General features: G+C 69.4%; 19 protein-coding genes. 14 read left to right on the forward strand and 5 right to left on the reverse strand.

The features are described from left to right. Window positions 1-996 (forward strand): NAD(P)-binding domain-containing protein (locus G6026_RS11255; protein WP_241728042.1); only part of this gene is annotated, 996 nt, incomplete at its 5' end. On the opposite strand, the gene G6026_RS11260 is transcribed toward G6026_RS11255, so the two are convergent. Further along, on the reverse strand, window positions 997-1350 hold the full coding sequence (locus G6026_RS11260; protein ID WP_182613235.1) for a MerR family transcriptional regulator: 354 nt from the start codon (window positions 1348-1350) through the stop codon (window positions 997-999). Window positions 1351-1449: 99 nt separating this feature from the next. Between G6026_RS11260 and G6026_RS11265 the strand changes: the two genes are divergently transcribed. Continuing rightward, window positions 1450-2964 (forward strand): SulP family inorganic anion transporter, encoded by a 1515-nt coding sequence (locus G6026_RS11265; RefSeq protein WP_182613226.1) that lies wholly within the window; start codon window positions 1450-1452, stop codon window positions 2962-2964. Window positions 2965-3062: 98 nt separating this feature from the next. Next, a complete protein-coding gene (locus G6026_RS11270; RefSeq protein ID WP_107758248.1) occupies window positions 3063-3779 on the forward strand; it encodes a phosphatase in 717 nt (238 codons plus the stop codon). A 6-nt stretch (window positions 3780-3785) separates the two neighbouring features. On the opposite strand, the gene G6026_RS11275 is transcribed toward G6026_RS11270, so the two are convergent. Then, entirely contained in the window at window positions 3786-4160 is a 375-nt protein-coding gene (locus G6026_RS11275; RefSeq protein WP_107758247.1) for a metalloregulator ArsR/SmtB family transcription factor, read from the reverse strand. A gap of 79 nt (window positions 4161-4239) precedes the next feature. Here G6026_RS11275 and arsB point away from each other — a divergent pair, with 79 nt between their 5' ends. Further along, a complete protein-coding gene (gene arsB, locus G6026_RS11280) occupies window positions 4240-5388 on the forward strand; it encodes an ACR3 family arsenite efflux transporter (RefSeq protein ID WP_107758246.1) in 1149 nt (382 codons plus the stop codon). Next, window positions 5385-5831 (forward strand): low molecular weight phosphatase family protein, encoded by a 447-nt coding sequence (locus G6026_RS11285; RefSeq protein ID WP_182613227.1) that lies wholly within the window; start codon window positions 5385-5387, stop codon window positions 5829-5831. The genes arsB and G6026_RS11285 overlap by 4 nt, the downstream gene beginning before the upstream one ends. 52 nt (window positions 5832-5883) lie before the next feature. Here G6026_RS11285 and G6026_RS11290 read toward each other — a convergent pair whose 3' ends face one another. Further along, window positions 5884-6309 carry a pyridoxamine 5'-phosphate oxidase family protein gene (locus G6026_RS11290; protein ID WP_107757539.1) on the reverse strand — a complete coding sequence of 142 codons (426 nt, stop codon included), beginning with the start codon at window positions 6307-6309 and terminating at the stop codon, window positions 5884-5886. 229 nt (window positions 6310-6538) lie between these two features. Between G6026_RS11290 and ectA the strand changes: the two genes are divergently transcribed. The 4 genes from ectA to G6026_RS11310 all read left to right on the forward strand — a co-directional run bounded on the left by ectA (window position 6539) and on the right by G6026_RS11310 (window position 9788). Next, complete coding sequence (ectA, locus tag G6026_RS11295) at window positions 6539-7000, forward strand: diaminobutyrate acetyltransferase (protein WP_017835756.1); 462 nt, start codon at window positions 6539-6541, stop codon at window positions 6998-7000. A 72-nt stretch (window positions 7001-7072) separates the two neighbouring features. Continuing rightward, window positions 7073-8368, forward strand: coding sequence for a diaminobutyrate--2-oxoglutarate transaminase (gene ectB, locus G6026_RS11300; protein WP_182613228.1), 1296 nt, complete (start codon window positions 7073-7075; stop codon window positions 8366-8368). A gap of 39 nt (window positions 8369-8407) precedes the next feature. Beyond that, a complete protein-coding gene (locus G6026_RS11305; RefSeq protein WP_017835758.1) occupies window positions 8408-8830 on the forward strand; it encodes an ectoine synthase in 423 nt (140 codons plus the stop codon). A gap of 130 nt (window positions 8831-8960) precedes the next feature. Next, window positions 8961-9788 (forward strand): PIG-L family deacetylase, encoded by an 828-nt coding sequence (locus tag G6026_RS11310; protein ID WP_182613229.1) that lies wholly within the window; start codon window positions 8961-8963, stop codon window positions 9786-9788. A gap of 16 nt (window positions 9789-9804) precedes the next feature. On the opposite strand, the gene G6026_RS11315 is transcribed toward G6026_RS11310, so the two are convergent. After that, the gene (locus G6026_RS11315) at window positions 9805-10827 is read right to left on the reverse strand and encodes a DUF2332 domain-containing protein (protein ID WP_182613230.1); all 1023 of its coding nucleotides are present in this window, start codon (window positions 10825-10827) and stop codon (window positions 9805-9807) included. 102 nt (window positions 10828-10929) lie between these two features. On the opposite strand from G6026_RS11315, the gene G6026_RS11320 reads away from it, so the two are divergent. The 5 genes from G6026_RS11320 to G6026_RS11340 all read left to right on the forward strand — a co-directional run bounded on the left by G6026_RS11320 (window position 10930) and on the right by G6026_RS11340 (window position 14875). Then, the gene (locus tag G6026_RS11320; RefSeq protein ID WP_182613231.1) at window positions 10930-12000 is read left to right on the forward strand and encodes a glutathione S-transferase C-terminal domain-containing protein; all 1071 of its coding nucleotides are present in this window, start codon (window positions 10930-10932) and stop codon (window positions 11998-12000) included. Between the two features lie 30 nt (window positions 12001-12030). Continuing rightward, complete coding sequence (locus G6026_RS11325) at window positions 12031-12597, forward strand: GtrA family protein (protein WP_231750381.1); 567 nt, start codon at window positions 12031-12033, stop codon at window positions 12595-12597. Window positions 12598-12607: 10 nt separating this feature from the next. Continuing rightward, a complete protein-coding gene (locus G6026_RS11330) occupies window positions 12608-13369 on the forward strand; it encodes a TRIC cation channel family protein (RefSeq protein WP_107757534.1) in 762 nt (253 codons plus the stop codon). 11 nt (window positions 13370-13380) lie between these two features. After that, window positions 13381-14076, forward strand: a complete 696-nt coding sequence (locus G6026_RS11335) for a hypothetical protein (protein ID WP_182613232.1) — start codon at window positions 13381-13383, stop codon at window positions 14074-14076. A 127-nt stretch (window positions 14077-14203) separates the two neighbouring features. Then, entirely contained in the window at window positions 14204-14875 is a 672-nt protein-coding gene (locus G6026_RS11340) for a DNA-3-methyladenine glycosylase I (RefSeq protein ID WP_182613233.1), read from the forward strand. Here G6026_RS11340 and G6026_RS11345 read toward each other — a convergent pair. Continuing rightward, a complete protein-coding gene (locus tag G6026_RS11345; protein WP_241728043.1) occupies window positions 14854-16098 on the reverse strand; it encodes a glycoside hydrolase family 3 N-terminal domain-containing protein in 1245 nt (414 codons plus the stop codon). The genes G6026_RS11340 and G6026_RS11345 overlap by 22 nt on opposite strands. Between the last annotated feature and the right edge of the window lie 35 nt (window positions 16099-16133).

The following is a 16133-nucleotide window of genomic DNA, read 5'->3' on the forward strand; positions in this document are numbered from 1 at the left end:
GGTTTCCATCTCACCCGCGCCGGCGCGAACTTCGAGATCCTCGACGCGTCCGACGGACCGGGGGGTGCGTGGCCGCACACCTGGCCCTCGCTGCGACTGTTCTCGCCCGCCGACTACTCGTCCCTCCCGGGTCGCAGGATGCACCGGACGGACGACGGGAACCCCGACGCGGCCCACGTGGTGGAGTATCTGCGCGGGTACGAGGAGTACTACGGGCTACCCGTCCGGCGCGGGGTCCGGATCGTGGCCGTGGAGCGGGACGATCCGGACGGGTTCGTCGTCCGTGCCGCCGACGGCCGCCGGTGGCGTGCTCGCGCGGTGATCAGTGCCACCGGGACGTGGTCGAGGCCGTTCGTGCCGACCTGTCCGGGCGTCGGGGGTTTCCGGGGCCACCAGATCCACAGTGCCGGCTACCGGGGTCCGGAGCCGTTCGACGGTCGGCGCGTCGTGGTGGTGGGTGGTGCGAACTCGGGCGCGCAGATCGCCGCCGACCTCGCCGGACATCTGCAGCAGAGCGACGGCGAACTGATCTGGTGCACCGCCGGGCCCCCGCGCTATCTGCCCGACCACGTCGACGGACGGGAGTTGTTCCGGGTCGCCACCGCCTCGGTCCGGTCCGGGAGCGGCCGCGGTGTCGCGGAGTTGGGCGACATCGTCGTCGTCCCCCCGGTGCGCGCCGCCCGCGACGCGGGCCTGCTCGTGGCCACCCCGATGTTCGACCGGTTCCACCCCGGCGGGGTGGAGTGGGACGACGGCCGACGTGAGGCGGTCGACGCGGTGATCTGGTGCACCGGATTCCGCCCGGCTCTCGGGCACCTCCGCGGCCTGGGACTGTCGCGGGCCGGCGGCCGGGTGGTGACTGACGGGCCCGCGGTCCCGGACGTGCCCGGACTGTTCCTGCTCGGCTACGGCGACTGGTGTGGCGCGGCATCGGCGACCCTCATCGGGGTCGGTCAGTGGGCGAAGGCGGCGGTGGCCGCAGCTCTCGGCCGGTGATCAGGCCCTGAGGCGCGCGACGATCTCGACGAACTCCTCCGCATAGCCCAGGTGGGTCCGCAGTCGCTCGAGCCGTTCGGTGGCCTCCGCCTCGATCTCGGCGATCAGCGCGGCCGATCCCGCCGGGTCGTCGGCTCGGCGGTCCAGGGCCCGGCAGAAGTCGCGCATGCGATCCAGGCTGAACCCCAGTGGCTTCATCCGGCGGATGAGCAGGAGCCGCTCGACGTCCCCCGGCGTGTAGAGGCGGAACCCGCCCGGGGAGTGCGCGGAGGGGCTGACCAGACCGAGTTCGTCGTAGTGCCGCAGGCTCCGGATCGACAGCGCGGTGCGCTCGGCGACCTCGCCGATCTTCATGGTCTGCTCGCCGCGACTTGGCCCGCCCACAACTCTCCCGTTACGGTAGCTTCTACTCTCACGCCGTGTGAGAGTCCTGACCCCGACTGTAGGTGATCCGTGAGCACCGAGTTCCCGACCGGCGTGCTGCCCTCGTTCCGCGCCGCGTTCTCCTCCCCCGCCCGGCTGCGGACCGAGGTGCTCGCCGGCCTCGTGGTGGCCCTCGCGCTCATCCCGGAGGCGATCTCGTTCTCCATCCTCGCGGGCGTCGACCCCCGGGTCGGTCTGTTCGCGTCCTTCACCATGGCGGTCACGATCGCCTTCACCGGCGGACGCCCGGCGATGATCTCGGCGGCCACGGGAGCGATCGCGCTCGTCGTGGCACCGGTCGTGCTCGAGCACGGACTGGACTACCTCATCGCCACGGTCCTCCTGGCCGGGGTGCTGCAGGTGCTGCTGAGCGTGTTCGGGGTCGCGAGGCTGATGCGGTTCATCCCACGCTCGGTGATGGTCGGATTCGTCAACGCGCTCGCGATCCTCATCTTCTCCGCCCAGATCCCGCACCTGGTGGGCGTGCCGTGGCTGGTGTACCCGCTGGTGGCGGTGGGGCTGCTCGTCCTCGTGTTCTTTCCAAGGCTCACCACTGTGATCCCCGCGCCCCTGATCGCGATCGTGGCACTGACGATCGTGGTGGTGTCGGTGGGATGGTCGGTCCCTAATGTGCACGACCAGGGCGAGTTGCCCGGGTCGCTGCCGACCCTCCTGCTGCCGGACGTGCCGCTCACCCTGGAGACGCTGCAGATCATCGCCCCCTACGCGCTCGCCATGGCGCTCGTGGGGCTCATGGAGTCGCTGATGACGGCCAAGTTGGTCGACGACATCACGGAAACGCACTCCGACAAGACGCGTGAGGGCTGGGGTCAGGGCGTCGCCAACCTCGTCACCGGTTTCTTGGGCGGGATGGGCGGCTGCGCGATGATCGGGCAGACGATGATCAACGTCAAGGCCTCGGGCGCACGGACGCGGCTGTCCACCCTGCTCGCCGGCGTGTTCCTGCTGGTCCTCGTCGTCGTCCTGGGCGATGTCGTCGGACTGATCCCGATGGCCGCCCTGGTCGCGGTGATGATCATGGTCTCGGTGGGGACCATGGACTGGCACTCGATCCATCCCCGGACCCTGCGGCTGATGCCGCTGTCGGAGACGCTCGTCATGGTCGTCACCGTGGCGGCGACGGTGTGGACCCACAACCTCGCGATCGGCGTGATCCTGGGGGTGGTCACGGCGATGATCATGTTCGCGCGCCGGGTCGCGCACATGACGACCATCGAGAAGGTCGCCGAGCTCGACGCGGACCACGACGGGGCGGTCGACACCCGCACCTACCGGGTCACGGGCGAGCTGTTCTGGGCGTCCAGCAACGACCTCGTGTACCGGTTCGACTACTCCGGCGACCCCGAGCACGTGGTACTCGATCTCACCGACGCCGACATCTGGGACGCCTCGACCGTCGCCACGCTCGACGCCGTGCAGCAGAAGTACGCGGCCAAGGGCAAGACCCTCACGGTGATCGGACTCGACGGTGCCAGCAAGGAGCGGCTCGACAAGCTCTCGGGCAGGCTCGGCGCCGGGCACTGAGTGCGGGCCGGTCCCGAGCGAATCCCTCCGGCCCTGCTTCCGGAAGTATCGATGGCCGTCTATATTGATGGATGTCGATACGAGGCTTGGAGGCCGACATGTCCCGATCCGTGCACGACGCTCCGCTGCCCGAGCTGCTCATGCCCCAGACGCAACTCCAGCGCGATGCCCGAGAGCTGGCCCGACACTACGAGGGCGTGTTCAGTCCGCAGACCGTCGAGCGCGTGGTCTTCGAGTCGTACGCCTCGCTCCGCCGCACCGCGCGGGTCACGGCGCACCTGCCCTCCATCGCCCGGCGATTCGCCACCGACCGGCTCAAGGCGCTCGCCCAGGCTGACGGAGCAGTGGCCAAGGACGTCCCTGAGGTGCTCTTCATCTGCGTACAGAACTCGGGTCGTTCGCAGATGGCGGCCGCGCTCATGGCGCACCGCTCCGAGGGGCGTGTGCACGTGCGGTCCGCCGGATCGCTGCCCGGCTCCGGGATCGACGAGAACTGCGCGGCCGTGATGGCGGAGATGGGCCTCGACCTGGGCAAGGAGTACCCCAAGCCCCTCACCGACGACGTGGTGGCGGCCGCCGACGTGGTGATCTCCATGGGGTGCGGGGACGCGTGCGCCGTCTATCCGGGCAAGCGATACCTGGACTGGGACGTCTCGGATCCCGCCGGGCAGGATCTCGATCGGGTGCGGTCCATCCGGGACGACATCGACTCCCGGGTCCGCCGGGCCCTGCCGGAGATCGTCGCCACGACGCGCTCGCCCGCCTCGGGACTCACGGGATCACATGGCGCGGACAAAGTGGTGGGAGCATCCTGAGCTGATCTAGGTGTCAGGGGCACGGAGCCCCCGGACGTCCACGATGTCGCGGATCTGAGCGAACGCCTCCGGCACGATGCTGTAGTGCGCCATGCGGCCCCGCTGCTCCCTGGTGACCAGGCCCGCCTCGACCAGCTTCTTCATGTGGTGGCTCACCGTGGGTTGCGTGATGCCCAGCGGCTCGGTCAGCGTGCAGACGCACACGTCGGTGCACTCCGCCGCCGCGATGTGGGAGAGCAGTCGCAAGCGCATGGGATCGGCGAGCGCCTTGAACCGGGCCGCCGCGGCCTCCGCCTCGGCCTGGCCGAGGGGGCCGTTCGCGCCGGCGATACAGCACGAGGCATCCGCGACGGCGACGGTGCCGAGCTCCTGCGAGGTCATGACCGAAGGGTACCCGGCCGGTGTGCCGCCGCGGTAGGACACATTGACCACCGTCGATGAATCCCATAGGGTCGACGGCATGAGCACCCAGGTCTCGGCCCCGGCCGATCCCGGCGAGCACGTCGCCGCCAGACTGTCCTTCCTCGACCGCTACCTCGCGGTGTGGATACTGCTGGCCATGGCGGCGGGGCTCCTGCTCGGTCGGACCGTCCCCGGTATCGCCGGGGTGCTCGAGAGCGTCAAGGTGGCGGATGTCTCCCTGCCCATCGCGCTCGGACTGCTCATCATGATGTACCCCGTCCTGGCGAAGGTCCGTTACGACGAGACCCACCGGGTCACAGGGGACCGCAGGCTCCTCGTCCTCTCGCTCGCGCTCAACTGGCTGGTCGGACCCGCGCTGATGTTCACCCTGGCCTGGCTCATGCTGCCCGACCTGCCCGAGTACCGGACGGGGCTCATCATCGTCGGCCTGGCCCGGTGTATCGCCATGGTCTTCATCTGGAACGACCTCGCCTGCGGGGACCGGGAGGCCGCCGCCGTCCTCGTGGCGCTCAACTCGGTGTTCCAGGTCATCGCGTTCGCCGGCCTCGGCTGGTTCTACCTCCAGGTCCTCCCCGGATGGCTCGGGCTGGAGACCACGACCGCACAGTTCTCGGTGTGGGCGATCGCGCTGAGCGTACTGGTCTTCCTCGGCATACCCCTCGTCGCGGGGTTCCTCACCAGGTACTACGGCGAGAAGGTCAGGGGTCGCGAGTGGTACGAGGAGACGTTCCTGCCGAAGATCGGCCCGTGGGCGCTCTACGGGCTGCTGTTCACCATCGTCGTGCTCTTCGCGTTCCAGGGCGACGCGATCATGGCCAACCCGCTCGACGTGGCTCGGATCGCCCTGCCGCTGCTCGCGTACTTCGTGCTCATGTTCGGCGGCAGCCTGCTCGCGGCGCGGGCGTCGGGCCTGAACTACGCCAAGTCCACCGCGGTCGCGTTCACCGCCGCGGGCAACAACTTCGAACTGGCGATCGCCGTGAGCATCGGGACCTGGGGCGTGACCTCCGGCCAGGCGCTCGCGGGCGTGGTCGGGCCGCTGATCGAGGTCCCGGTCCTGATCGGGCTCGTCTACGTGAGTCTCTGGGCCGGTAAGCGCCTGTTCAAGGACGATCCCACCGTGCCCACCGCGCTGCGTCAGGCGCCGTCCGGCACCGTCCGCAGCTCAGGGGAGGGCCCCCGGTGAGCGATCGGCAGACTCCTCGGCCCACCGTCCTGTTCGTCTGCAAGTCCAACCGCGGTAAGTCCCAGATGGCCGAGGCGCTGCTGCGCCGGGTCGCAGGGGACGCCGTCGAGATCCACTCGGCCGGGACGCGGCCCGCCCTGGGCGAGCCCCCCAACGCCGAGTCGGTCGCCTCCCTCGCCGAGATCGGCGCCGACATGTCGGGGGCGGTCGCCGAGCCGGTGGACGACAACGTCCTGCGCCGAGCCGACCGCGTGGTCGTGCTCGGCACTGCCGCCCGCCTCGATCCGGTCGACGGGATGCGCGCGGCCATCGAGGTCTGGGACACCGACGAGCCCGCCGAGCGGGGAATCGACGGGCCGGAACGGATGGCGCTGATCCGCGACGACATCGACGCCCGGGTCAGGCGCCTGTGGGCGGAACTGGACGACCCGGCCGCCGACTGATCCGACCGGCTGATCCGGCCAGTGGGGTCCGGGGCCCGACCGGGGCCCGCGTCTAACCGGCGTACCGCTCCGGCTCGTCGCCGAAGAGGAAACCGCGGCCCGAGACGTGCTCGGGTGTGATCTCCACGAAGTTGTACTTGAGCGTGGGGATCCACGGCTTGAGGTCGAGTTCCTCGGCGCGGTTGATCTCCTCGAAGCCGTCCAGCCGCCGGGCCTGCCCCCGGACGACCACCGACCACGCCTCCCGGTCCTCGATGTGGTCCACCTGGAACAGCACGTCGGGGTGGATGGTGAGGCCGGCGAGCTTGCTGCCCTCGGCGGTGCGGAAGAAGAGGGTGCCCTCCGTCGACAGCGCGTAGTTGACGGGATAGATGTCGGCCCGCCCGCCCGTGACGGTGACCAGACGGCCGAGCGACTCTGTCGCCAGGAGTTCGAGCGACCGGCCCTCGTCGAATTCTGTGATCGGGTTGTCGTCCATGACGATATCCTCCCAGGTGCGTGGCCGGGACGGAAGAGTGCCGACCTCTCGGAGGGCCCACACCGGGTGACCGACATCACTGCGGGCTGACCACCTGCGGACTCGCCCGTCAATCAGGTAACGATCCGGCGAACCACGATGCAGCAACCGGTCGCCGTCACTACGGTGGGTCATACCTATGAACCCAGGAGAACGAGAAGCACCCCGTAACCCTGATTCGTCCGACGCGATGTTCCGTCCGCCCACCGCGGCTGATGGGAATCGCATGTGGGAGATCGCCCGCGACAGCGGAGTACTCGACCTGAACTCCTCCTATGCCTACGTGCTGTGGGGAGCGGAGTTCTCCGAGAGTTCGGTGGTGGTCGAGGTGGAAGGCCGCGTGGTCGGCTTCGTCACCGGCTTCCTGCGACCCTCGGAGCCGGACACGATCTTCGTCTGGCAGGTGGGCGTGGACGCGGACCAGCGAGGCAAGGGTCTGGCCGCGCGGCTGCTCCACAGCCTGATGGACCGGTTGGCCGAGCGAGGTGTCGTGCGGTTGCGCACCACTATCAGCCCGGACAACGAGGCGTCCCAGCGCACGTTCGGCGCGGTCGCGCGTGACCGGGGCATGACGCTGTCCAGCGAGGACTACCTGAGCTCCGAGCTGCTCGGGGAGGGTCACGAGCGAGAAGACCTCTACACGATTTCCTAGCCGTCGGCGCACGGGCCGTCCGGCCCGCCACCGCTGCCCGCCCTTTCTCTTCATTGGAGTGATCAGAAGACCATGACCGAGTCCACGCACGACACGAGCTCCAACACGGACATCTTCTCGGACCGCGAGTCCGAGGTGCGCAGCTACTCCCGCAACTGGCCGGTGGTGTTCGACACCGCCAAGGGCACGACGCTCACCACGGTGGAGGGCGAGGAGTACCTCGACTTCTTCGGTGGTGCCGGCGCGCTGAACTACGGCCACAACGACGACGACATGAAGGCCGCTCTCCTGGAGTACATCCAGCGCGACGGCGTCACGCATTCGCTCGACAAGTACACGGTCGCCAAGCGCGCCTTCCTCGAGACCTTCTCCTCGACGATCCTCGAGCCGCGGGGACTCGACTACAAGGTCATGTTCCCCGGGCCGACCGGGACCAACGCCGTCGAATCGGCGCTCAAGCTGGCCCGCAAGGTCACCGGGCGTGAGGCCATCATCAACTTCACCAACTCGTTCCACGGCATGACCCTCGGGTCGCTGTCCGTCACGGGTAACTCCATGAAGCGCGCCGGTGCCGGGATCCCGCTGGTCCACGCCACGCCGATGCCGTACGACAACTACTTCGGCGGCGTGACCGAGGACTTCCAATGGATGGAGCGCGTCCTGGTCGACTCCGGCTCGGGCATGAACCGCCCGGCGGCCGTGATCGTCGAGTGTGTGCAGGGTGAGGGCGGCATCAACGCCGCGCGCGCCGAGTGGTTGCAGGCGCTCAACGAGCTCTGTGTCCGCCACGACATCCTGCTCATCGTGGACGACGTCCAGATGGGGTGCGGACGGACCGGTGAGTTCTTCTCGTTCGAGTTCGCGGGGATCAAGCCGGACATCGTCACCCTGTCGAAGTCCATCGGCGGGTACGGGCTCCCGCTCGCACTGACCCTCTTCCGTCGCGACCTCGACGAGTGGACCCCCGGCGAGCACAACGGGACCTTCCGCGGCAACAACATGGCGTTCGTCACCGCAGACGTCGCGCTGCGCAAGTACTGGTCGGACGATCATCTGCAGAACCGCACGCTCGAGAACGGCCGGATCCTGCGCGAACGCTTCTCCCCGCTGGTCTACAAGTACGAGGGCAAGCTCGAGCTGCGTGGACGCGGTATGGCCTTCGGCATCGCCTTCCTCCAGGACGCGGATCTCGCCGGCCAGGTCATGGCCCGGTGCTTCGACAATCATTTGCTCGTCGAGACCGCCGGCCCGAGCGACGAGGTGGTCAAGTTTCTCGCGCCGCTCACCCTGACCGATGAGGAGCGCGACCGCGGCATCGAGATCTGTTACGAGGCCGTCGACCACGTCCTGGCGCAGCAGTACGTCTGAGCGCATCCAGACCATCCCCCTTCCCCGAGGAGGCACCTCATGATCGTTCGCACGACCGCAGGCATCACCGACACCGAGCGCCACATCAAGGGCAACAACGGCAACTGGGAGTCCAAGCGCATCGTCCTGGCCGACGACCGGGTGGGATTCTCGTTCCACGAGACCACCATCGCCGCCGGCACGACCAACGACTTCCACTACGCCAACCACATCGAGGCCGTCTGGCTGACCCGGGGTAAGGGCACGCTGCGGGACCTCACCAACGGCGAGGAGTACCCCCTCGAGGCGGGGTCGATGTACCTCCTGGACGGTCACGAGAAGCACCAGGTGATCGTGGAGGAGGAGATGCAGATGCTCTGCGTGTTCAACCCCCCGGTCGTCGGCGACGAGAACCACGACGAGAACGGCATCTACCCGCTGCTTCGCCTCCAGGACGACGGAACGGTCGTCCGGGAGAAGTAGGGCTCCACCGCGGGACTCGCGCGTCCTCTTCGGCTTGCGCGCCCGGATCGCACGAGACGAGAGGGGATGCGCGTCGGGTTCGGTCCATTCCGGGCGCACACCCGGCCGGCGGGCAGGGCAGAATGTCCGGGTGTCGACCATCGTCTTCCTCCACGCCCACCCCGACGACGAGACGTCCCAGACCGCCGGGATGATGGCCGTCGCCGCGCGCGGTGGCCATCGCGTCGTCACGGTCTTCGCCACGGACGGCGACCACGGTCAGCGACCTGATCACCTCGGAGACGACGGGGACCTGGTGGAGCACCGGCGCGGGGAGGCCCGGGCCGCCGCGGACGTCCTGGGCGTCGCCCGGATCGACTGGCTGGGGTACCGCGACTCGGGCATGACCGGATGGGCGCAGAACGACGACCCGTTGTCCCTGCACAGCTCCGACACCGACCAGGCCGCCGGCCGTCTCGCCCGGATCCTCGACAGGGAGGACGCCGACGTCCTCGTGGGGTACGACCACCACGGGAACTACGGTCACCCCGATCACCTGGCCGTCCACCGGATCGCCCGACGCGCGGTGGGGGTGGCGGCCCGTCGACCGCGATTGCTGGAGGCCACCACCAATCAGGACGCGCAACTCGAGATGCTCGACAGTCCCGAGGCCGCGGAGTTCCTCGAGACACTCGCGGCCGGCGGAATGGACGTGGCCGAGCTGCGACGGATGATCCTCACCGGTGATGACGGACTGCCGGTCGGGGTCCCGCAGTCGGAGATCGCGTGGGCGATCGACCTGCCCGCGGACGTACTGGAGCTCAAGCGGCGCGCGATGCAGTGCCACGCCAGTCAGACCAGCGACATCGGCATGATGCTGGCCCTGCCGAAGGAGGTCTACGCGGCGGCGTTCGGGACCGAGTACCTCATCGAGCCGGGGCTCGACCGGCCGATGCGCAGACAGTGGCCGTTCGACTGACCGGGGTGCGTCGAACTCAGGGCACGTCGAGTGCGCGGACCCAGTCGCCGTGGCCGTGCGCCGTGGCCAGTGGACGACCGTTGACGGCGACGACGAAGATGCCCTTGTGACGTCGGATCGACTCCGGGACCTGCTCGGCGACGTCGGGCAGTAGTGTCACCCCCTCCACGGAGATCCAGATGCAGTCGAGCGCCGAGACCCGGCGGACGAACTCCGCGCGGGCCGGAGGTTCGAGGTATCCGAGTACCGCGGTGTGGAACACCACCGGCGTGGACCCCGCGGGGCAGGCGGCCACGGATTCCTCCAGCCTCTCGACCAGGTCGCCGGCGATGATGTGCGCCGGGTCCGCGGCGGCGATGTCGAGTGCGGACTCCAGACGTGGCGCCCGCTCGGCGTGCTGTCCGGGCCAGATCAGGCTCCGCAGCCAGGCCCTCGAGTCGGCGTCGGAGGGGTCGATCGGGGACAGGTCCACCCCGCCGCGGTGGACCACGTCGGGCAGTGACCGGGGGCGGGGGACGCCGTCGCGCAGGGCGCAGTCGAGGACCGGGGCGCCGGAGACCGGGGAGCCGGTGCCGGACCCCGGTGGTCGCAGTTCGTGGGTGGGACCGCCGTCCAGCGAGAACCGGTAGGCGTACCGGTCCGGATACAGGCACAGGCCGGCGGAGGCGCCCATCTCCACCAGGGAGAGCGGGCCGGGGATGAGGGAGAGGAACGGCAGGAGCACCGCGCACCGCTTGGCCTCGTTGGTCTGTGTCGAGTGTGTGAGTGCGATCTGTTCGATCTCGTGCCAATGGGTGTGGACGAACTCCCGGAACACCGCGTAGTCCTCGGTCTCGGGCGCGCCCGCGTGCCGCGCGGAGGCGAAGACCAACGCGGGCTGTCTCTTGATCCGGGGAAGGCTCCCGATGAGTTCGCACGTGGCCGGATCCTCGGCCACTCCCCGTGCCCACGCCAGGTAGACGGGCGTGCGGCCGCGGACCTCGAATTCGGCGAACTCGGCGTAGCGGGTGGGCACGTCGTCGACGTGAGCGGAGTCCATGTGGTCAGCGTGGCACACCGGCTCCGGTGGCGCGTGGTTCCGACACCAGGTACGTTGGTGATGCATCAATCACTTGCCGCGACGACGACCGCAGGAGATCCCATGGCAGACGACACCGAGTTCATCGCAGCCAAGAACGCCTCGGAGGACGGTGAGTTCGTCCGCGACGCCACCTACATCAACGACCGGGTGGTGGCGGATCTCCCGGCGGGATCGGACCCGGTGGGCGACAAGGTCGGCGAGATGCGGTGGCCCGTCGAGGCGGGGCGGTACCGCCTCATGGCGGCCCGCGCGTGCCCGTGGGCCAGCCGCTCGATCATCGTCCGGCGTCTGATGGGCCTGGAGGACGCCATCTCCATGGGGTTGGCCGGCCCGACCCACGACGTCAATTCCTGGGTCTTCGACCTCGACCCGGACGGCAAGGACCCGGTCACGGGCATCCACCGCCTCCAGGAGGCGTACTTCAACCGGATCCCCGACTACCCGCGCGGCATCACGGTGCCGGCGCTGGTCGACCTCCCCACCACGTCGGTCGTGACCAACGCCTATCAGAAGCTCAACTTCGATCTGCTCACGGAGTGGTCCGCCTTCCACCGCGCCGGTGCGCCGGACCTCTACCCCGAGGAGCACCGCGACGAGATCGACGAGTTGGACTCGTGGATCTATCCCACCGTCAACAACGGCGTCTACCGCTGCGGGTTCGCGGCCGAGCAGAGGGCCTACGAGGAGGCCTACGACGAGCTCTGGGCCTCACTGGACCGTCTCGAGGAGCGGTTGACGACCCGCCGCTACCTCGCGGGGGACACGATCACGGTCGCGGACATCCGACTGTTCACCACCCTCGTGCGGTTCGACGCCGTCTACCACGGTCACTTCAAGGCCAACCGCAACAAGATCACGGAGATGCCGGCCCTGTGGGGCTACCTCCGCGACCTGTTCCAGACGCCCGGGTTCGGCGACACCTGCGACTTCCCACAGATCAAGGAACACTACTACAACGTCCACCGGGACGTGAACCCCACCGGCATCGTGCCCAAGGGGCCCGACCTGTCCGGCCTGCTCACCCCGCACCACCGCGAGGAGTTGGGTGGCCGCCCGTTCGGTGACGGCACCGCCCCCGGGCCGATCGAGGATCCGTCCGAGCGCGTCCCGGAGGGCCACGGAGCGGACTAGATTCCTCCCGTGGGCCTAGACTGGCTCGCTGTGAACCCGGCCCCGTCCGAACTAGGTCGTTATCGACGAAACGCCCGTCAGTTCCTCATGTTCGGGATCGTGGGCGGATCCGGGATGGTCGTCAACATGATCGTCACGGTCCTGATGAACAGGGCCAACGGCGGCACCCAGAACGCGCAGGACATCCTGTTCCCGTTCGCGGGGACGGACTACAACTTCCGCTTCACCACCCTGGTGTGGATCGTCGCGTTCCTCGTGGCCAACCTCTACAACTTCCTGCTCAACCGGCACTGGACGTTCGGTAAGGGGCACAAGGCCCCGGTCATGCAGGAGTTCTGGCCGTTCCTGTTGGTCGGTTCGGTCGCTGCCGCCGCGGGGATCTTCATCAAGCTGGCCTTCACCAACCCCACCTCGCCGCTCTACCTTCCGGAGCCGTGGTTCCACGAGGACGCGGGCATCCACTCCCGGGAGTACTGGGGTCAGCTGCTGACGATCCTCATCACGATGCCGATCAACTTCGTCGTCAACAAGCTGTGGACGTTCCGTTCCGTGCGGCGGCGCCACCACGCGCGCTCCACCGCGGACGCGGTGGTCTAGGGGACCGGTCGTGGAGTCCTCGACCCTGCTGCTGTGGTTCGACCTCGTGGGGGTGTTCTTCTTCGCCCTGTCCGGCAGTCTGCTGGCCGCGCGCAAGAACATCGACATCACCGGTGGCCTGGTCCTGGGCCTGCTGGCCGGGCTCGGCGGGGGCATCATGCGTGACGTCATGCTGGGGGTCACGCCGCTGGCCCTGGCCCAGCCGGTCCTGCTGGTGCCGCCGTTCGTCGCCTCCGCGGTGGTGTACTTGCTGGGCGCGCACCTGCACCGCGTCCGGACGTTGATCATCGTCTTCGACGCCGCCGGGCTGGGGCTGTTCTGCACGTTCGGTACCGCCCGGGCGCTCGACCACGGGATGCCCGTCGCCTCCGCGCTGCTACTCGGGGTGGTCACCGCAGTCGGCGGGGGCCTGCTCCGCGATGTCGTGGCCAACGAGATCCCGGCCGTGTTCAACGGCTCCGACCTGTACGTCATCCCCGCCGCCACCGGTGCCGCGCTGACCGCGCTGGCCGTGTCCACCGACACGTGGGGCCCGGTCGCGGCGGCGGCGTTGTCCGCGTTCACCTTCACGTTCCGGATGGTCGCGTGGCGTCTGCAGTGGCGTGTCCCGGCCCCCATGCGCGGATGGAGCATGCGGGGGATCGACACTCGCCTGCGGCGCGACCGGCCGGTGTTCGGCCGTCCCGGCCGGATGAAGGGCGACGACGACGAGCCCCGCCGGGACGAGGACGTCGACGACTACCGGGATGGCCCACCGGGTCTCCGCCGGTAGTGTGTGCCGTCGTGCAGTATTACCTCAGCCTGCTGGGATTCGCGGCAGTCGACTCCGTCAACCTCCTGGCCTTCGCCGTGATCGCCGGACTGTGGCTCACGGCCGCCGGGCGGGGGGGAGGCTTCACCCCGCGTGCCGCCCGGTTCACCGGCGGGGCGTTCTGCGGCATCGTCCTGCTCTCACTGGTGTCGGTGTGGGTGATCGGCAACAACCAGGAGTTCGTGCGCAGCCTGTTCTACAACCTCTGGGCGATGCTGATCATGGGGGTGGTCGGTGTGGTGATCACCGTGTTGGGACTGCGCAGGCCGGCGGAGGCCAAAGAGGACAGCGTCGAGGCCCCGCTCGCCCAGACCGTATTGCAGCGCTTCGGCATCATGGCCACCGGCATCTCGCTGGGCGTCATCCAGTCGGCCACGTCGGCGCCGTTCGCTGCGGGCATGGTCCTCATCTCCTTCGCCGAGACCCCCTGGTGGTCCAAGCTCCTCCAGATCCTGTTCTTCGCGGTCATCGCGATCCTGCCGAGCACGGCGCTGATCGTCACGTTGTCGCGCGTCGACTCGTCCGGAGTCGCCGCGGCGACCCGCCGGATCGACCGATTCCTCGCCCGCGGTCGCGTGGCCGGTCGGATGCTCACGCTCGTCGTGGGGGTGGCGCTCATGCTCCTGGCGACGGTGCGCATCGTGCAGCTCAGCGGGGTGCTGGCGTAACCGCATCACGGCGTCGCCGGATCGTTCCATGGCCTGATCGTTCCGCGGCCGGGGTCTTGTCGGAGCCGCTTCCTAGGGTGACGATGACCACCGTGGAGGGTGGTCCACGACTCCGTAGGGGGAGAGCATGACGATAGATCAGGTGTATCGGGCAGACGGCGCGGTCCGGTGCGAGGACGGACTGATGCGACCTCCGTGGGCGGCGCGGGACCCGTTGCTGCGGGAATACTACGACACCGAATGGGGGATGCCGGTCCACGACGAGGCCGGTCTCTTCGAGCGACTCGTCCTGGAGGGGTTCCAGTCGGGCCTGAGTTGGCTGACGATCCTGCGCAAGCGTCCGGCGTTCCGGGAGGCGTTCGCCGGGTTCTCGCCGGACGCGGTCGCGGAGTTCGGCGACGCCGACGTCGCCCGGCTCATGGCGGACGAGAGGATCGTGCGCAACCGTCGCAAGATCGACGCGGCCGTGGGCAATGCGCGCGCCGTGATCTCCCTCCGGGCCGAGGGCGGTCTGGGCGAGTTGATCTGGTCGTACCGGCCGGAGACCACCCCGGAACCCCGGACGATGAGCGAGGTCCCCAGCCGATCACCGGAATCGGAGGCGCTGGCCCGGGAGCTCAAGCGGCGGGGGTTCAGCTTCGTGGGTCCGGTGACGGTGTTCGCGTTGATGGAGGCCATCGGCGTCGTCGACACCCACCTCGTGAGCTCGCATCGTCGGGGGACCTCCGGCATCTGGTCGAGCGGAGGACTGCCCGGGATCACACCAGGGGGCCGGGATCAGCCCGGCGGTCCGGGCTGAGGGGGCGACTCGGGTAGTCCGGGCAGGTCGGCGCGGGGCGGGAGCCCGGGTGTGGTGCCGGCGAGGGCTCCCGCCTCCGTCAGCTGGCCGGTCGCCGGCCGGCTCAGGCACCCCGGGATGCCGCGGAGGGTCGCCATCCGGGCGAGCGAGAGGTCCAGGTCTTCCTTCCGCAGGGCGCCCTCGGCGAGCGCGCGCTCGACGGCGTCGAGTGCCTCGGGGACCCCGGCGGTGGTGATCCACAGCGGTGAATCGGCCCCGGCGATGAGCGATTCGGTGACCGCCCGGGGGAGCGGGAAGTCGTTCGTCACGGCGCGCATCCCGGACAGGTCGTCGGTGAAGATCGGGCCGTCGAAGGCGGGGGCGCCGTACCCGCGCCCCTCACGCAGCAGTCGGTACGCGGCCGGGGAGAGCGACGCCGGCCGGTCGACACCGGTGAGGCCCGGCACCTGCTGGTGCCCCAGCATCATCGCCGCGCCGGGGGTCTCGGCGAGTTCGGAGAAGGGCCGGAGATCGTGCGGCACGAGTTGATCCAGCGGGGGCACGGTCACCGCTTCGTGGTGGCTGTCCCCGGACGATCGGCCGTGCCCGGGGAAGTGCTTGAACACGGGCGTCACCCCGGCGTCGAGGAGCCCCGCGGAGAACGCGCGGGCGTAGCTGACCACCCGGGCCGGGTCGGGTGAGAACGACCGGTCGCCGATCACCGCCCAGTCCGGCTGGTCGGACACGTCGACAGACGGCGCGAAGTCGACGGTCACCCCCATCTCACGGAGGAACTCACCGCGCGCCCGCGCCGCGGACCGGACCTCCTCGGGGCTCATGGTGGCGGCCATGACGCGGGCGGACGGCATCGGCCCGGCATAGGGGGCGATGCGGGACACGCGACCGCCCTCCTCGTCGATCGACACGAGCAGCGGTAGCGCCGAGTCCTCCTGAAGTCGCGCGAGACCGTCGCCGGAGACGACTTCACCCACGACATCCCCGCCGAGGAAGATCCCCCCGATGTTGTGCTCGTCGACCGCCCGCCGGGCGTCGGCCATCGAGCTCACGCCCACGGTGAACAACTGCGCGATCCGCTCCCGCTGGCTCAGGGAGTCCAGGGGCGACTCGCAGGGCGGCGCGGCGGCCCGGGAATGCTCGGACGGTCGGGCCGTCGCGTGGTGCTCCCGGGATCCGGCTCCCGGTGTGCCCTCCGTGCCTGCCGTGCCGCAGCCGGCCAGCGCCAGTCCGGCGAGGAGTCCGCCGACCGGGACGACGACCG

This window comes from Dietzia sp. DQ11-38-2, from assembly GCF_014145055.1.
GTDB lineage: Bacteria > Actinomycetota > Actinomycetes > Mycobacteriales > Mycobacteriaceae > Dietzia.